Genomic DNA, 14,662 nt, shown 5'->3' with positions numbered 1-14,662 from the left:
GCTACTTCGTCACCCCGGCGCGCTTGTTTCCCGCCGACCGGCCGAGCCGACCGAGCGGGGCCAGGATGTCCTGATAGCGCGGACCCACGAGTCTCGGAATCAGATCGAAAGCGCGGGCGTCGGGGCCGATCAGAACGCGCGGCTTGTTCTTCTCCACTCCCGCGAGGATCACCTTGGCGGCCCTCGTCGGTGTGGTCAGCGCGATCTGTTGGAATCGACGCGAGGCTTCGTCGGGTGTGCCGAGGTCGTCCATTCCGCGGGCGTTGGCCACGATGTTGGTCTTGATGCCGCCCGGATGCACGCACGTCACTCCGACAGGGTGTCGAGCGATCTTCATTTCCTGACGCAATGCTTCGGTGAATCCCCGAACAGCGAATTTCGCGGAATTGTAGGCACTCTGACCTGGAATGCCCATCAGGCCGAACACGCTGGAGACGTTGACGAGGTGACCCTCACCCGACTCGATCAGGGCAGGCAGAAAAGCCTTGGTACCGTTGGCAACTCCCCAGAAGTCGATGTTCATGACCCACTCGAAATCGTCCCAGGTCATGTCGACCACATCGGCACCCAACGCGACGCCGGCATTGTTGGCGACGAAATTGACGCGTCCGAATTCGCTCAGCACTGCATCCGCGTGCGTGTGGACGGCGGACCGGTCCGACACGTCCAGCTCGTACGTCACCGTGCGGGCTCCGACCTTCTCGCACAGAACGAGGGTTTCGCCGAGTCCTTCGCCGTCGATATCGGACAGCGCAAGCTGCGCTCCACGCTCCGCCAGATCGAGCGCGAGGGCGCGACCGATCCCCGAACCGGCACCGGACACGACGGCGACCTTGTTCTCGAAATTCTTCATATACGCACTTCTTCCACATTCTCGCTGTCGGTTCCTGCTCCGGTCGGGAGCAGGAATTCGTACTGTGCCGGATCGAATTTCTTTGTGCGAAGCCAGTACTGCCAGGTGAATCCGGGCCACACCGTCCGGTTGGCACCGTGCGAATCGAGGTACCAACTGGTGCAGCCGCCCGTGCTCCATACGCCCTTGTTCAGCTTCGCCTGGATCTCGGCGTTGAAGCGGTCCTGTGTCTGCTGCCGAACCGTCACCGCGTCGGCGGCACTGGACCGGACGAAGTCCATCACCGAGAGGGCGTACCGGATCTGTTGTTCGATCATGAACACCACGGAGTTGTGCCCGAGCCCGGTGTTGGGACCGAGCAGGAAGAATGCGTTGGGGTATCCCGCGGCCACGATTCCCAGATGAGTCTCGATTCCGTGTTCTTGCCAGTGCTGCACCAGCTTCCGGCCACCTATACCGGCCACGTTCAGACCGTCGAACCCATCGGTGACATGAAAACCGGTGGCGTAGATGATGACGTCCACCTCGCGTTCGGTCCCGTCTGCGGCGACGATCGACCGTTCGCGTACCTCCGCGATCGAGTCGGTGATCACGTCCGTGTCGGGCCGAGTCAACGCCCGGTAATACGTGTTGGATCCGAGCAATCGCTTGCACCCGATGCGATAGTTCGGGGTCAATTTCTTGCGCAGCTCCGGATCCGATACCTCTCGCTCGATGAACCTGCGTGCAGCTGCCTCGACCGGACGCAGGAGATTGGAATGCCCGTTGAGGCCTATCGCGAGAGACTCCGCAGACCAGTAGATCGAATTTCGGAACACCTTGCGCGCCAGCGCCGATCGACGAAAGAGTCGTCGGAGACCGGTCGGGATGTCAAAATTCCGCCTCGGGAGCACCCACGCGGGAGATCGTTGATACAGGTGTAGTTCGCCGACGGTCTCTGCGATCTGCGGGACGAACTGCACTGCGCTCGCACCGGTTCCGATGACTGCCACTTTCCTGCCGGTCAGATCCACCTCGTGGTCCCACCGCGCCGAGTGAAAGGCCGTGCCCGTGAACGACTCGATGCCCGGCAGCTCCGGAGTGTTGGGAACGTGCAGCGCTCCGATGCCGGAGACGATGAACTGAGCGACGTATTCGTCACCGTTCGTCGTCGTGATGTGCCATCGGTGCTCGTTCTCGTCCCAGAAGCCACCGTCGCACTCGACACCGAACCGAATGTTGTCGTCCAGGCGATACTTGACCGAGAGCTGTTGTAGATAGCTCAGGATCTCCGGTTGGGCAGACCACATCTGCGACCATTCGGGGTTGGGCTCGAACGAGTACGAATACATGTGCGACGGGACGTCGCACGCGCAACCCGGATAGGTGTTGTCTCGCCAGGTGCCCCCGACGGACTGTGCCTTCTCCAGAACGAGGAAGTCGTCGCGACCGCGGGTGCGGAGCGAGATCGCCATCCCCAACCCGGAGAAGCCACTGCCGATGACCAGAACCCCGGTGTGATGGACCGTCATCGCCGATCCTCCGAGGGCACGACGCCGGTCATCCTCCACAACACAGCGGTGATCGTCCCCTCGAGCAACCCGGCCGACTCGAAGAACGCGACGGCACTGGCGGCATCCCGCCGTCTGAGCGCGGCCCGCCGGTGACGGGACGCGAGCGCACCACGAAGCGGACTCATCCCGACGGCTCGGTACACCTCGAACGAGACACCGAGACGGAGAATCGCGTTCGCAAGAATAGCCAGCAGAAATCGGTTGTACGCACGGACGATTCTATTCGATCCCTGCTGGGCCGCAAGCACTTCCGATCGAGCGGAAGCGAAACGGCCGACACTCTCGAGTCGATGCAATTTCACGGCCTGGCGAACATGGGTTTCGATACCCGGGTCGGTCACCGCGCCCTGCATCGACCGCGCGAAGGTCTCTTCGACCAGCAGGATCGACGCATGCGACGCCGCACCCAGAGGCAGGAATCCCAGCAGTTTGACGGCCGTCGTCGTTCCCCTCGGGGGCCTGTACGGTGGGAGAGCCGTGGCACGAACGAGTCGCCCGAAGGTGATCGTGGTGCGCGAACTTCCGGCCACCTCCTCGAGAGCATTGCGACATGCCTCGGTGTTGAGACCGTCCTCCGCTACGCGCCTGAGCTGATTCCCGGTCAACATCGCGGTCAGGTACGCGACGGTGCTCCATCTGCTCACTGCCTCGTGTAGAGCAAGGGTGCGACGACTCTCGTCGGACAGCCTCTCCCACCGGCGTGTTCCGTACAGGGTCACGGATTCGAGGGGAAGCGCGAATTCATCGCTGCCCCAGGACGATTCCCAATCTATGTCGACATGCGGATCGTACTGTACAGCGGATGAGCGTGCGGTCATGCCAGATCGTCCGGCATGGCACGGGTCATCTTCCACAGGCGACTGGTCACCACGCCCTCGCACATGCCGGCCTCGGCGAAGAAACGGATCATCGGTTCGGAGAAGAACTGCATGTTGGTCTTGTAGGTGGGACTCGCCATCGCGGTCACGATCCCACGAATCGGATTGATTCCGACCGATCGGTACACCCGGGGATTGATCAGTGCGATGTACGTGAAGTTGGCAACGGTCGCCAGGATCACCCGATGGATCGCGCGATTGATCCGGTTCGTCGCCTGCATCGACCGCACCATTTCCTCGCGGGCGTACGTGATGTGCCGAGATTCCTCGATTACGTGGATTCGCATCATCTGGCGCAGGTGAGGCTGCATCTCCGGATCGTTCTGCGCCTCTCGCTGCGCACGATCGAGAACCTCCTCGATGAGGAGCGTCCCGCCGTAGGAGGCAGGACCGAGCGGAAGGAACTGCGCGATCTTCGAGACCAGCAGACCCGCTTTGGGCATCGTGTACGGCTTCAAGCCGGTCTTCTCGATGAGCTTGCCGAACATGATCGAGTGCCGTGATTCCTCGCCGACCTCGGCTATCGAGTACATCGAATGATCGGAGAACGTGCCCTTGCCGAACACCCGGAGCAGGTTCGCACTGAGAATGCCCTCGGCGTAGATCCCGAACGACAGAATGCTGACGATCTCGTGGCGGCCCAGTTCGCGACGCTGTTCTTCGGTCAGTTTGTCCCACAACTTGGTTCGATACAGCGAGATTCGGTGCTCGGGCATCCAGCGCATACCGTCGACCATCGGAGCATCCCAATCGATGTCGGCCTCGCCGTCGTAGAACTTGTTCGCAGTCGACTTCAGCAGTCTTCGCGCCGTTTTGTCTCTCGGTCCGACTGTCTTCGCACGCGAGGTCGACTGGTCCTCGGTCATCAGCCGACCCGGCGACGATCCGGCATCCCCGCCACCGACTCGCTCATCGACAATTGCACGCTTCACAACCGATCCCCCTTGTGATCGACGGCCCCCCGGCCCCTCCGACTACCCCGAACTCACGGTAGCCAGTACCGGCGGTAGTAGGTACTGTGTCGAGTGTGGTTCAACTCACCGGACGTGTCAACCCCGAGGATGGGCGGCACTCGACCCCGTGCAAGAAGATCGATGCTCGCACCGAACGCTGGCGCGAACACCGCCTCGAGGTGCGACGGAAGTTCGTCGCGGCGGCACTGGTCGCGATCGACATGCACGGCCCGAGCGTCAGCATGGGCGATATCGCGAAAGCGGCCGGTACCGCCAAACCCAAGCTCTATCGACACTTCGCCGACCGGTCCGATCTGTACTCGGCCATCGTCGAGCACGTCCAACAGATGCTGTGGGATCGGATAGTCGGCACGGTCAACCTGTTCGAGGATTCGGTGACCGACCTCATCGATCGCAGCGCCGCCGGATACGCGGCAGTCGTGTCGGAACATCCCAACCTGTTCCGATTTCTCGTCCACGGCCACTTCCTGGCCCGCACGAGTGGCCGGCAGACCACGACCGAGTCCGCAACGGACCCAGCGCTGGCCTCTGCGCGTGCCGCATCCGACACGGTTGCTCAGATGCTCGCCGGCGCCATTCACGGACCAGCAGTGGACAATTCGACGGTCGAGATGGTTTCCTATTCTGCATTCGGCGCGGTGGCCACCGCCACGGACTGGTGGCTCGGCAGTTCGGACGACCACGAGCTCGTCATACCGATCGAAGCTTTCACCGCCCATCTGGCAGCCATCGTGCGGGGGATCGTCGAATCCTCGTGTGCGCTCGTCGGCGTCCGCATCGAATCCGATCAACCCATGCATGTCGCGTTCGTACGCGAGGAGGGAAGAGGAAACCCGTGAGTGATCTCTCCGGCAAGCCCGACTACCGCGGTCCTGCCACATTGACTTTCGACGATCCGGCGGCCGAATTCGACGTCCGGATCGATCTGCGCGGGCACTCCCAACCCATCGACGGCATCTTCCGTTGGTACGGACGCGTCCGGCCACACGAAGGACTCCAGGAATTCATGGAGGCCGCGGCCAGTAGCCGCAAGGGCCTGCTGAGCACCGACAGCGGTACCGCACCCGTCACGGTGGACGACGTGGACTTCTGGGGTCGATACCGGCTGCAGGGCAAAGGAAATCCGCCCTACCCGCTCGAACCCGAGGAAGACTGGGACGACACACCGGCCGCAAGCACACCATCGGCCGAGGACCGAGCGCTCGCGAGAGCGGCCGCACTGCTCGAACCCGAATTCCGCGCGAGCGCGGACACGACCGAGGGCTACGTGGAACTGCTCGGCGGTACGCCTGCGCCGTCACCGACCACCGCGAGCAAGGCGATGAACAACAGCCTGGTTGCCTCGATCTACGAAAAGCTCTGGCGTCCCGCCGGTATCGCCATGATGGGGGTCGGTGGCCTGTCCATGTCCGCCGAACGCGCCAAGGCCGCCTCGGACCTGCGACTGACCGGCGACATGAAGGTGCTGGACGTGGCATCGGGACCGGGAAACTTCACCAGGAACCTGTCGGAGCACCTGAGCGGAGACGGCATCGCCATCGGATTCGACATCTCGGAGCAGATGATTCGCCGCGCCGTTCGAGACAACCGCGGGCCCCACGCCGCGTACATGCGCGGTGATGCTCAGTCACTGCCGTTCGCCGACAACGCCTTCGACGCCGTGTGCTGCTTCGCCGCCCTGTACCTGATCCCGAACCCGCTGACCGTGGTCGACGAACTCGTCCGGGTGCTCCGGCCGGGTGGTCGAATCGCGATCATGACGAGCTACGGCCGTGAGACCGCTCCGGTGCGGTCGGTGGTGGGTGCAGCGTCGGGGCGTATCGGGGTCCGCATGTTCGAGAAAGAACAGTTCACGTCGATCTTCGAGGCATGTGGGATGACCGAAATCGAACAGGAGGTGCGCGGGCTCGCCCAGTTCGTCAGCGCCACGAACGCTTCCTGACCCCGGGTCAGGTCTTGGGGCCGTAGTCGCTGACGATCCACTGACCGTCCTGCTCGGTGACCGTCACGAGCAGGAGGTTGGGCACCTTGCCGGGGTCCGGTTGCTGCACGTTCTGCGTGGTCTGCTGCGCGAACACCGCCACCTTGTACTCGCCTCCGGACTCGGAATCGATTGCGGCAGAAAGTACCTCGCCGTTGGCGACCACCTGGGACTCGTTCATGATGGCAGTGAGGGCCTCACGAACACCGCTGTAGCGATCCTGCAGCGACTGCGATGCGCCCTGGTCGACGCCGTCGAAGAACGCGTCGAGGTTGCGGTAATCGTAGGTCAGCGACCGCGCCGTGTAGTCGGTGGCGGTGTTCAACGCCATCTGTCGATCCTGATCGTGCGCACGCTCGTCGGCCAGATCGCCTGCTGCGGAATGCCACAGCACTCCGAACACCGCCGCGAGCGCGATGCCCGGTACCGCGGCAGCGACCACGGACCACCGAATGCGGCGCCGCCGGGGGGTCTCGGCGGACACCGGTGTCTCCTCGGTCCGGGATTCTTCTACTTCGACCATGAGGGGGTCACTCCAATCAATTCGGAATTTCTACGGAAAGCCTCGCCGGCCCGCCGGGAGGGAAGACGGTCTGCATCACGTCGACGATCGAGCCTGCGTCGATCCGCATCGGCTTGATCGGTGCGGTGTACGGCTTGAGCAGTGTCGCAATCAGTTCGAGATCGGGCGACAGCGGCGTGAGGTACTGATCGATCTTCGGCCCGATCTTGCCCAGCGGATCGTCCCAGACGTCCGCGCCGACGTACGAGTAGTCGTTGAAGCCCTCGAGCAGGTTTGCCACACCCGAACCCGTCGCGCCGACCCACGGTGCCGCGTCGGTCATCACCGGACCGTACCCGTAGGCGAGGCGCCCACCTTGTTGCGCATTGTCGTACAGGCGACGAATCTCTCCGCTCTTGTCCCGCAACGTCGCTGCGAGGAATCGGAATGCCTCCACGAGACGATCGATATCCGCACCACGGCCTTCGACGGCTGCCGACGCGGTATCGGTCAAACCCCTCAAAGCATTCGTATCGAGTTGCGAGGCGAGCGAATCACCCAGGCTGAGGGCCTCGCTGACGGTGACCGACGGGCGTACGTGCTCGCTGCCGAGGACATCTCCGTCCGTGAGATACGGCCCTCCGACGCTTCGAGGCCGAAGGTCGAGGAACTGCTCGCCTGCTGCGGACAGGTTCGCCACCACGACCTCGGAGTCGGCCGGGATCCGGTTCGCGGCGTCGAGCGCGAGTGTGACGTCGAGGCCGCCCGGCACCACCGCGATGGACTCGACCCGGCCCACCTTGATGCCTCTCGAGGTGACCTGCGAGGTATCCATCAGCCCGCCGGAGGATTCCATGTGCACCACGACACGATCGATCGTTCTGGTCGGGTTCACGTCGAGCACGCCAACGACCAGGTACCCGATGCTCGCAACGGTCATGGCCGTCAGTGCCACGAGGGAGACGAGTGTGCCCCGCTTCATCGGACGATACCGATGCCGCGCAGGATCCCGATCATGTCGTCGGCCAATGCGCCGGCCCCCTGATCGGTCGACACCGACCGCACCGCAATGTTCGGAGTGGACTCGAAGTACGGGATGAGGCGCTCGCGCAAGAGGGTGTTCGCTTTCTCCATGTTCATGGGCACCGTGGTGTCGGCATTCGAAATCGTGATCAATGCAGGCGCGATGATGTCGACGGCACCTCTGAGTTCCGGATACGGGCCGGCGAGAACGTCACCGACGTTCTGCGACATGTATCCCAGCATGAAGATCATGTGTACGACGCTGAACAGGACCTCGGACAACCCGTCCGATCGTCTCGGGCCCAGCTCGAGAACACGCTCGACGCCGTCACGTTGCGTCACAACGGTATTCGACACACTCTCCGCCGCCGCGAGAATCCGATCGATCTCGCCGGTGTTGTCGCCGATGTCGGTCAGCGCAGCCCGAGCGGCGGAATTGATCTTGTCGACCTGGGCCGGATCCGGAGGAATGGCCGCATTGACGTTGTTCACCGCCTCCTGCAGTTCCACATAGTGACCGCCGGTCACGATGTTCGACAATCCTCGCAGCACGTCCTCGACGTTGTCTGCCGGTACCGTCCGCTCCACGGGAATGACGTCACCGTCGCGAAGATAAGGCCCGCTCGAACTCGAACCCGAACCCGCACTCGCGTTCGCGTCGGACGGCGGTTGCAGCGAGATGTAGATCTCGCCCAGGATCGACGACTGTCGAAGCTCGGCGACGGTATCGGTCGGCAGCTGAACATCGGCCGACAGATCGACGGTCGCCACTGCGGTGGAACCGACCAAATCCACGGTGTCCAGAACACCGGCGTCCACGCCCTCGACGATGACCTTCGCCTTCTCGGGAAGGTTGAGCACACTGGCGAATTCGATCTTCAGCGAGTATTTCTCACCGGACACGTAGCTGCCGGGAATCGGAAGTTCGGCCGGGTCGACGCTGCACGCCGACAGCAGAGCGACGCAGCACAAGCCGATCACCGCCCGCCTCATCGCCATCCCGCCGAACCGAGTACCAGCTGCACCAATCCGACGTCGATGACATCGCCTCGTTGCTGATCGGCCGAACACGTCGGGCGGTACTTGTTGAGCAGAGCGCAGACCTCGTTCGGCGAGTTGGTGTCGATCTCGAACTGTGGCGGGTGATAGATCAGGCGCCCGCTCTTGGAATCGTTGTCGTACATCGTCATCAGGTTCTGCCCGACGGTCGGCACCTGCTCGAGAATGTCCTTGATATCGCCCACTCGCCCGAGCAGGACGTCGACCACAGGGGCCGCCTGGTCGAGAAATGCGTAGACCTTGTCGTCGTACTTCGCGACGTTGCGCGCGAGTGGCGGCATGAATTCGGTGGTCAAAGCGACCGTGGTCCCGAACGACTGGGTGAACTCCGACAGCGTGATCATTCCCCGCTTCAGGTTGTCGAGTAGCTTCGCCACCTCGGGCCAGCTCACCACGAACGTGTCGATCAGGCCGTCGAGATTGTCGATCAGGCGTCGCACGGTGGTGTCTCGGTCGGCCGGATCGCCGACCAGCTGGGCCAACTGCTGGAGGCTCTCGTTCAGCTGGGCACCGGACCCACGGAGCGAACCGTCGACCGAACGAAGTGTGTCGCCCAGGACTTCGTCGTGCTTGCCGTCGGCGTCGGCCGGGCCCAGCAGATCAGCAGTGAGGCCCGATACGGCATCGAGAGTATCGCTGATTCCCAACGGAGTTCTGGTGCGCTCCAACGGAATGCACTGCGCGCGATCGAATTCGGCTCCGCCGGTGTACGGCTCGGTGAATTCCACGTGCCGGTCGGTGACGATCGAACTCGACAGTGTCACGGCACCGACTTCCGCAGGCAACACCAGGCTGTCGTCGACATCCATCGTGACCATCACGGAGGCGTCGGTGTTCTCGATGTGCGTCACCGTCCCGACGACCACACCCAACATCATGACCGAATTGCCCTCGTACAACCCGACCGTATCGGTGAACTCGGCGCACACCGACGAGCTGCTCGCCCCCGAATCGATGACGGCGGTAGCCGACGCGACGGAACCGACGAGAGTGATCACCACAGCCGCTGCCACAGCGACCTTCACGATTCTGCGCCTCATCAGCACGCCTTCCCCGGCAGCGGAATGCAGACACCGACACCGACGACCGTGTCCTGCGACTGATCGATCACCGGACCTTGACCGCCCCCGATCAGTGCGGCGAGACCGTCCGTACTCTGCTTCATGGTCGTGATCGCCCCGTCGAAATCACCCAACTGCGCGAAGAGCTTCTGTGTGATCTCCTCGAGCTGGACGATCGACGGCTCGAGCCCCTTCTCGAATGCGACCACAGGCCGATGGAAGAGCTTGAACATCCGCCCGAGCAGGTCGAAGGCATTGACCACTTCTGCGCGCTTGTCTCCGAATCCCTTTGTCAAAGTGCCGAGTTCGTGAACCAGCTCCACGAGCATCACTCGATCGGCTGCCAACGCGCCGACGTACTCGTCCGACACCACGAGCCCACGTTCGAGCTGTTCGGAGCGGGTCGCGATGACGTCGGTGAGCGAAGACAGATTGTCCACGATGGCACGGGTCGACTGCGGCTGCGTACTCACTGCCCGGTCCAGTTCGGCCACGGTCTGTCGCAACGTCGGTCCGTCGATATCGCGGACCAACGGAGTTGCCTGCTGGATCGCGTCGGACAGCTCGTACGGAAGCGCGACCCGCTCCGACGGAATCGGTGCCGAGTCGAGCGCGCCGTCGCCATGAGAGCTGAGCATCACGTAATGACCACCGATCGGCGTGAGCAACTTGACCGTCAGCGTCGATGCGTCCCCCACGAAAACGTCCGATCGAACACTGAATTCGACATCGACGTGATCGCCCGCGAGCTCGACCGAGCGCACGGAGCCGACGGGAATTCCGGCGATCCTGATTTCGTCACCCGGCTTCACCCCTGCGGCCGAGCCGAACTCCGCGGTGTAGGTGCGATCGCCGAACGGAACCGTGTACAGAACGGCCGCGACGAGGAGGAGTACCAAGGAGAAGGCGACACCGACTGCACCCCAGAAGAAATGTGTCTTGTTCTCCGACTGCTCGTCACGAACGCCCCGGCGCAGCACGCGTTTCATCGACACACCACCAAATTCTGTCCGCCGAGCACGATCTGCCCGATCCCCGGGATATCTTGTTGGCCCTGACTACACGTGTAGGTCTTGGCACCCGGCGCGGGAATACTCGCGTTGAGGCCGGTCAACAATGCGGGGGCAAGGGCGAGCATCTCGGTCACCTGCTCCGTCTGCGGAAGCATTCGCCGCAGCGCTCCGTCGACCGGCGCATAACTGTTGTCGTACGCGCTTTCCAGTCCCTCCATCAAACCGACCAACGGAGTGAGCCCGTAGTTCGCCTGATCCAACGAGGCCAAGACCCCGTCCATCTGTGTACTGAGCTTGGACACCAGACCGTGTAGTTGTTCGAGCAGGTCGGCCACGGAGGAGGACTGGCCGCCGATCGAATCCGAGATCTGGCCGAGATTGTCGATGAGCAGACCGATGATCGACTCCCGTTGAACCGCGAACTGGGTGATGCGATCCACGTCGCGGAGCACCGGACCCAGGCCGGACCCGTCGCCCTGCACCATGCGCAGAATGTTCTCGGTGAACTGATTGAGCTGTGCGGTGTCGAGCGTGTCGAAGATCGGTTTGAATCCGTTGAACAGCGTGGAAATATCGAACGACGGAATCGTGCGATCCACCGGGATCGTCTCACCCGACGCCAGGGGAGCACCGGTAGCCGCATCCTTCTGGATCAACTCGACGTAACGCTGGCCGAGAAGGTTCTGGTAGCGGACAGCTGCCTGAGTGTTCGCGAAAATCGGTCGCCTGTCCTCGATTTCGAATCCGACGCGCGCAATGCCTCCGTCGAGGTCGACCGAGGAGACCTTGCCGATCTGCACCCCGGACATGCGCACATCGTCGCCCACGTACAGACCCGATACGTCGTCGAACTCCGCGCCGTACGACGACAGCGGACCACCGACCGGGGTACGGAGTGCAGCCACGATGATCACGGCGCACACCGCGGTCACCGTGAAGAAGACGAGCAATTTGAGCACAGGTCCGGTTACCTTCTTCACCCGTTCGCCTCCTCGTGCGCGGCAACGGCTCCGGCCAGATTGGGCATGGTCCGAACTATCAGGTCGAGCTGGAGTTGCGGCTTGCCGTCGACGATGGGGAATGCGTCGGAAATGCCGTCGATCACCTGCGGGACCCTGTTGTAGCTGGGCGCGAACGTGCCGATCGATGCCGTGATCGGCACCAGCAGATCGAGCACGGTCGACAGAAGCGGAGTCAGGTTCGGATTGTTCTTCTTCAGCAGGTCGCCCACCGGAACCATCAGCTGATCGCTCAGACCGTCGTTGGCCGCGATGGTCCTGGCCCTGTCGGCGGGCGCTTCGACGTACGCACTCTTGTCCACCACTCCCACCACCAGATCGAGAAGAGGTGGAATCAAGTTGGCGATACCGTCACCGAGTTCCGCCCCTCGGTGCAGCTTCCAGGCGAGCGGATCGATCTGATTGTTCGCCATCATTTGCGCAGTATCGAAGTACGGCTTCAGGTTTCGACTCACCTCGACGGACGTGTTCGCGATGAGATCGAGAAGGTTCTGCACTTGTTCGGAGTCGAGTACCTCGGTCAGTTCGGCGACTCGCCGGAACACTCCGGTCACCGTTGCACCGCGCAGTTCGCTCGACACTACCAGGGTCGAATTCGAGGCGAGTGGATTGCCGGTACCGTCGGAGACCAATTCGATTGCAGTGGAACCGAATACGTTGGACGAGGAGAACTGGGCCTGCATGGTGTCGGTCAGCTCGCCCGCCTGGCTCGGGTCGATCTCCAGTTCCAGCCTCTGATGGCCGAAGCCGACGGTCTCGATGTGGTCCACCGTGCCGATCGACAGGCCCCGGAACTTCACCTCCGAGCCGGGGGTGAGACCGTCGCCGACCGACGCCGCGTCCAGCGTGAGCTCGAAGGGCGACTCGAAGGTACCCCGCGCGTACGCAGTGAGGCCGCAGGCGAGAACGGCAGCGGCGACAGCAACCGCCAGTCCGCGCATGCGAAGGGTTGCAGGACCGGCCGATCGACCGGTCAGATCATCGAACACTGCCATCTCTACCCCGAAATCCTTATCCCCGAGTCGAATCCCCACAGAACCAAGGTCATGATCATGTCCAGCACCACCACCGCGACGAGGCTGGCTCTGATGGCGCGGCCCGACGCTCGCCCCACACCTTCCGGACCGCCCGAGGCGTAGTACCCCTGGTAGCCGTGGATCAGAATGATCGTCACGACGAACACAGCAGCCTTGAGCAGGGAGAACAGCACGTCGATCGGTTGCAGAAAGGCACTGAAGTAGTGGTCGTAGGTGCCGGACGACTGTCCACCGACGACCCGGACCACGAACGCGCACGACAGGTAGCTCAGGATCAGCGTCAGCAGATAGAGCGGCACGATCGTGACGATTCCCGCGATCACCCGGGTGGTCACCACGAACGGCATCGACTGGATTCCCTGAGCTTCGAGGGCGTCGATCTCCTCGGAGATCCGCATTGCGCCGATCTCGGCCGTCATCCGACATCCTGCTTGCGTCGCGAACCCGATGGCCGCGATCATCGGGGCGAGCTCACGAGTGCTGGCGTACGCGGAGATGAAGCCCGTCAGCGGCTCCATCCCCACCATGCCCAGTGAATTGAACCCTTCTATTCCCACGGATGCACCCACCGCGACACCCAGGACGACGAGAACCGACACCGTTCCGCCACCGACGATCAGTCGTCCACTGCCCCAGGTGATGTCACTGAGGATCAGCAGCATCTGACGTCGGTAGGCACGAACCGTGTGAGGTATCGCCACGAGCACCTTGACGCAGAACGTCAGCTGATGGCCCAGCATCTCGAGTACCTCGAACGGCTTACGTCCGAGGTATCTGGCACCGCGGGTCAGATGAGCGGTGCCGTGCACTGTGTATCGAGAAGGAGTGGCCACGTCAGCCCAATCTCTGCGGCATGAACATGGCGACCAGCTGGGTGATCACCACGTTGACCGCGAACGCCGACACCACCCCCAGTACCACCGACGCATTGACCGCGTTGGCCACCCCACGCGGACCGTGCGAGGCGGACAAACCGCGGTGGCACGCAACAACGATGACGATGACCCCGAATATCTCGGTCTTCACCAAGGCGACGACGAGGTCTGCCACCGAGGCGAAGGAGGCGAACGAGCTGATGTAACTGCCGGGCGTGCCACTCTGGAAGCCGACGTTGATCGCGTAGCCGGCGGCCAGACCCATGAAGATGATCAGAATGCACAGAAACGGCGCCACCAGCAGGATGGCCGCCAGCCGCGGGGCCACGAGCCTGCGCACCGGGTCGATTCCCATGGTCGAGAGCGCATCGATCTCGTCCCGAATGGTGCGCGCACCCAGATCGGCAGCAACCGCCGCGCCCGCGGCACCTCCCAACAACAACGCTGCGACGATGGGGGCACCTTGGCGGATCACTCCGAGACCGCCTGCGGCTCCCGCGATGGATGTCGCGCCGATCTGATCTGTGAGACTGCCGACCTGGACGGAGACGATGACGCCGAACGGGATGGACACCAGTACCGCGGGAATCACTGTGACAGTCACGACGAACCAGGCCTGATCGATGGTGTCACGCCACGGATGACGAAGCGTGACGATGTCGCGAAAGAGATGAACGAAGGCCAGCACGCCCAGCTCCAGTGTCTGACCGAAAGTCCTGAATCCACCGGAAACCCCGTCGCTGACGCGTGCGAGCGTCGATACCGGCGACGACAATTCCCCACCCCCCAAACTCGTGTTCATGGCGACTCCCCCGCGCCGAAAACGAAAAGTAC

Annotated in this window: 15 protein-coding genes; 2 read left to right on the top strand and 13 right to left on the bottom strand. The window is 62.9% G+C overall.

Going from position 1 to position 14,662, the window contains the following annotated elements:
- Position 1 precedes the first annotated feature (1 nt).
- The 4 genes from NY08_RS22125 to NY08_RS22110 are packed head-to-tail and all read right to left on the bottom strand — an operon-like array spanning position 2 to position 4,150.
- Positions 2 to 853 (bottom strand): SDR family NAD(P)-dependent oxidoreductase, encoded by an 852-nt coding sequence (locus tag NY08_RS22125; protein ID WP_045198820.1) that lies wholly within the window; start codon positions 851 to 853, stop codon positions 2 to 4.
- Positions 850 to 2,364 (bottom strand): flavin-containing monooxygenase, encoded by a 1,515-nt coding sequence (locus NY08_RS22120; protein ID WP_045198818.1) that lies wholly within the window; start codon positions 2,362 to 2,364, stop codon positions 850 to 852. The genes NY08_RS22125 and NY08_RS22120 overlap by 4 nt, the downstream gene beginning before the upstream one ends.
- A complete protein-coding gene (locus NY08_RS22115) occupies positions 2,361 to 3,224 on the bottom strand; it encodes a diiron oxygenase (RefSeq protein ID WP_045198816.1) in 864 nt (287 codons plus the stop codon). The genes NY08_RS22120 and NY08_RS22115 overlap by 4 nt, the downstream gene beginning before the upstream one ends.
- Complete coding sequence (locus tag NY08_RS22110; RefSeq protein WP_045200960.1) at positions 3,221 to 4,150, bottom strand: AurF N-oxygenase family protein; 930 nt, start codon at positions 4,148 to 4,150, stop codon at positions 3,221 to 3,223. Before NY08_RS22110 ends, NY08_RS22115 begins: the two co-directional genes overlap by 4 nt.
- A gap of 161 nt (positions 4,151 to 4,311) precedes the next feature.
- On the opposite strand from NY08_RS22110, the gene NY08_RS22105 reads away from it, so the two are divergent.
- Complete coding sequence (locus tag NY08_RS22105) at positions 4,312 to 5,097, top strand: TetR/AcrR family transcriptional regulator (protein ID WP_045198814.1); 786 nt, start codon at positions 4,312 to 4,314, stop codon at positions 5,095 to 5,097.
- On the top strand, positions 5,094 to 6,200 hold the full coding sequence (locus tag NY08_RS25690) for a DUF4873 domain-containing protein (RefSeq protein WP_158462607.1): 1,107 nt from the start codon (positions 5,094 to 5,096) through the stop codon (positions 6,198 to 6,200). The genes NY08_RS22105 and NY08_RS25690 overlap by 4 nt, the downstream gene beginning before the upstream one ends.
- Positions 6,201 to 6,207: 7 nt before the next feature.
- Here the strand turns inward: NY08_RS25690 and NY08_RS22095 are convergent, their stop codons facing one another.
- From NY08_RS22095 to NY08_RS22055, 9 genes are all read right to left on the bottom strand, one after another.
- The gene (locus NY08_RS22095) at positions 6,208 to 6,723 is read right to left on the bottom strand and encodes a hypothetical protein (protein ID WP_141214787.1); all 516 of its coding nucleotides are present in this window, start codon (positions 6,721 to 6,723) and stop codon (positions 6,208 to 6,210) included.
- Positions 6,724 to 6,778: 55 nt separating this feature from the next.
- Positions 6,779 to 7,723 carry an MlaD family protein gene (locus tag NY08_RS22090; RefSeq protein ID WP_045198811.1) on the bottom strand — a complete coding sequence of 315 codons (945 nt, stop codon included), beginning with the start codon at positions 7,721 to 7,723 and terminating at the stop codon, positions 6,779 to 6,781.
- Entirely contained in the window at positions 7,720 to 8,763 is a 1,044-nt protein-coding gene (locus NY08_RS22085; protein WP_045198809.1) for an MlaD family protein, read from the bottom strand. Before NY08_RS22085 ends, NY08_RS22090 begins: the two co-directional genes overlap by 4 nt.
- On the bottom strand, positions 8,754 to 9,863 hold the full coding sequence (locus tag NY08_RS22080) for an MCE family protein (RefSeq protein ID WP_141214788.1): 1,110 nt from the start codon (positions 9,861 to 9,863) through the stop codon (positions 8,754 to 8,756). The genes NY08_RS22085 and NY08_RS22080 overlap by 10 nt, the downstream gene beginning before the upstream one ends.
- Positions 9,863 to 10,873, bottom strand: a complete 1,011-nt coding sequence (locus NY08_RS22075) for an MlaD family protein (protein ID WP_045200954.1) — start codon at positions 10,871 to 10,873, stop codon at positions 9,863 to 9,865. Before NY08_RS22075 ends, NY08_RS22080 begins: the two co-directional genes overlap by 1 nt.
- Positions 10,870 to 11,877 carry an MlaD family protein gene (locus NY08_RS22070; protein WP_032393813.1) on the bottom strand — a complete coding sequence of 336 codons (1,008 nt, stop codon included), beginning with the start codon at positions 11,875 to 11,877 and terminating at the stop codon, positions 10,870 to 10,872. Before NY08_RS22070 ends, NY08_RS22075 begins: the two co-directional genes overlap by 4 nt.
- Positions 11,874 to 12,911 (bottom strand): MlaD family protein, encoded by a 1,038-nt coding sequence (locus tag NY08_RS22065; protein WP_045198807.1) that lies wholly within the window; start codon positions 12,909 to 12,911, stop codon positions 11,874 to 11,876. Before NY08_RS22065 ends, NY08_RS22070 begins: the two co-directional genes overlap by 4 nt.
- A 2-nt stretch (positions 12,912 to 12,913) precedes the next feature.
- Complete coding sequence (locus NY08_RS22060) at positions 12,914 to 13,693, bottom strand: ABC transporter permease (RefSeq protein WP_094629802.1); 780 nt, start codon at positions 13,691 to 13,693, stop codon at positions 12,914 to 12,916.
- 94 nt (positions 13,694 to 13,787) lie between these two features.
- Positions 13,788 to 14,630 (bottom strand): MlaE family ABC transporter permease, encoded by an 843-nt coding sequence (locus NY08_RS22055; RefSeq protein ID WP_082073912.1) that lies wholly within the window; start codon positions 14,628 to 14,630, stop codon positions 13,788 to 13,790.
- Positions 14,631 to 14,662: the final 32 nt, after the last annotated feature.

The sequence above is a fragment of the Rhodococcus sp. B7740 genome (genome assembly GCF_000954115.1).
Taxonomy (GTDB): domain Bacteria; phylum Actinomycetota; class Actinomycetes; order Mycobacteriales; family Mycobacteriaceae; genus Rhodococcoides.
Note: the sequence above shows the minus strand (reverse complement) of the source record. Positions and strands in the feature narration are given on the sequence as shown.

Bases quoted from the DNA above. Each gene is read 5' to 3' on its own strand.
- NY08_RS22055 (WP_082073912.1), bottom strand. From the start codon at position 14,630: ATGAACACGAGTTTGGGGGGTGGGGAATTGTCGTCGCCGGTATCGACG.
- NY08_RS22085 (WP_045198809.1), bottom strand. From the start codon at position 8,763: ATGGCGATGAGGCGGGCGGTGATCGGCTTGTGCTGCGTCGCTCTGCTG.
- NY08_RS22115 (WP_045198816.1), bottom strand. From the start codon at position 3,224: ATGACCGCACGCTCATCCGCTGTACAGTACGATCCGCATGTCGACATA.
- NY08_RS22060 (WP_094629802.1), bottom strand. From the start codon at position 13,693: ATGCTGGGCCATCAGCTGACGTTCTGCGTCAAGGTGCTCGTGGCGATA.
- NY08_RS22065 (WP_045198807.1), bottom strand. From the start codon at position 12,911: ATGGCAGTGTTCGATGATCTGACCGGTCGATCGGCCGGTCCTGCAACC.
- NY08_RS22110 (WP_045200960.1), bottom strand. From the start codon at position 4,150: ATGACCGAGGACCAGTCGACCTCGCGTGCGAAGACAGTCGGACCGAGA.
- NY08_RS22075 (WP_045200954.1), bottom strand. From the start codon at position 10,873: ATGAAACGCGTGCTGCGCCGGGGCGTTCGTGACGAGCAGTCGGAGAAC.
- NY08_RS22080 (WP_141214788.1), bottom strand. From the start codon at position 9,863: ATGAGGCGCAGAATCGTGAAGGTCGCTGTGGCAGCGGCTGTGGTGATC.
- NY08_RS22120 (WP_045198818.1), bottom strand. From the start codon at position 2,364: ATGACGGTCCATCACACCGGGGTTCTGGTCATCGGCAGTGGCTTCTCC.
- NY08_RS22090 (WP_045198811.1), bottom strand. From the start codon at position 7,723: ATGAAGCGGGGCACACTCGTCTCCCTCGTGGCACTGACGGCCATGACC.
- NY08_RS22125 (WP_045198820.1), bottom strand. From the start codon at position 853: ATGAAGAATTTCGAGAACAAGGTCGCCGTCGTGTCCGGTGCCGGTTCG.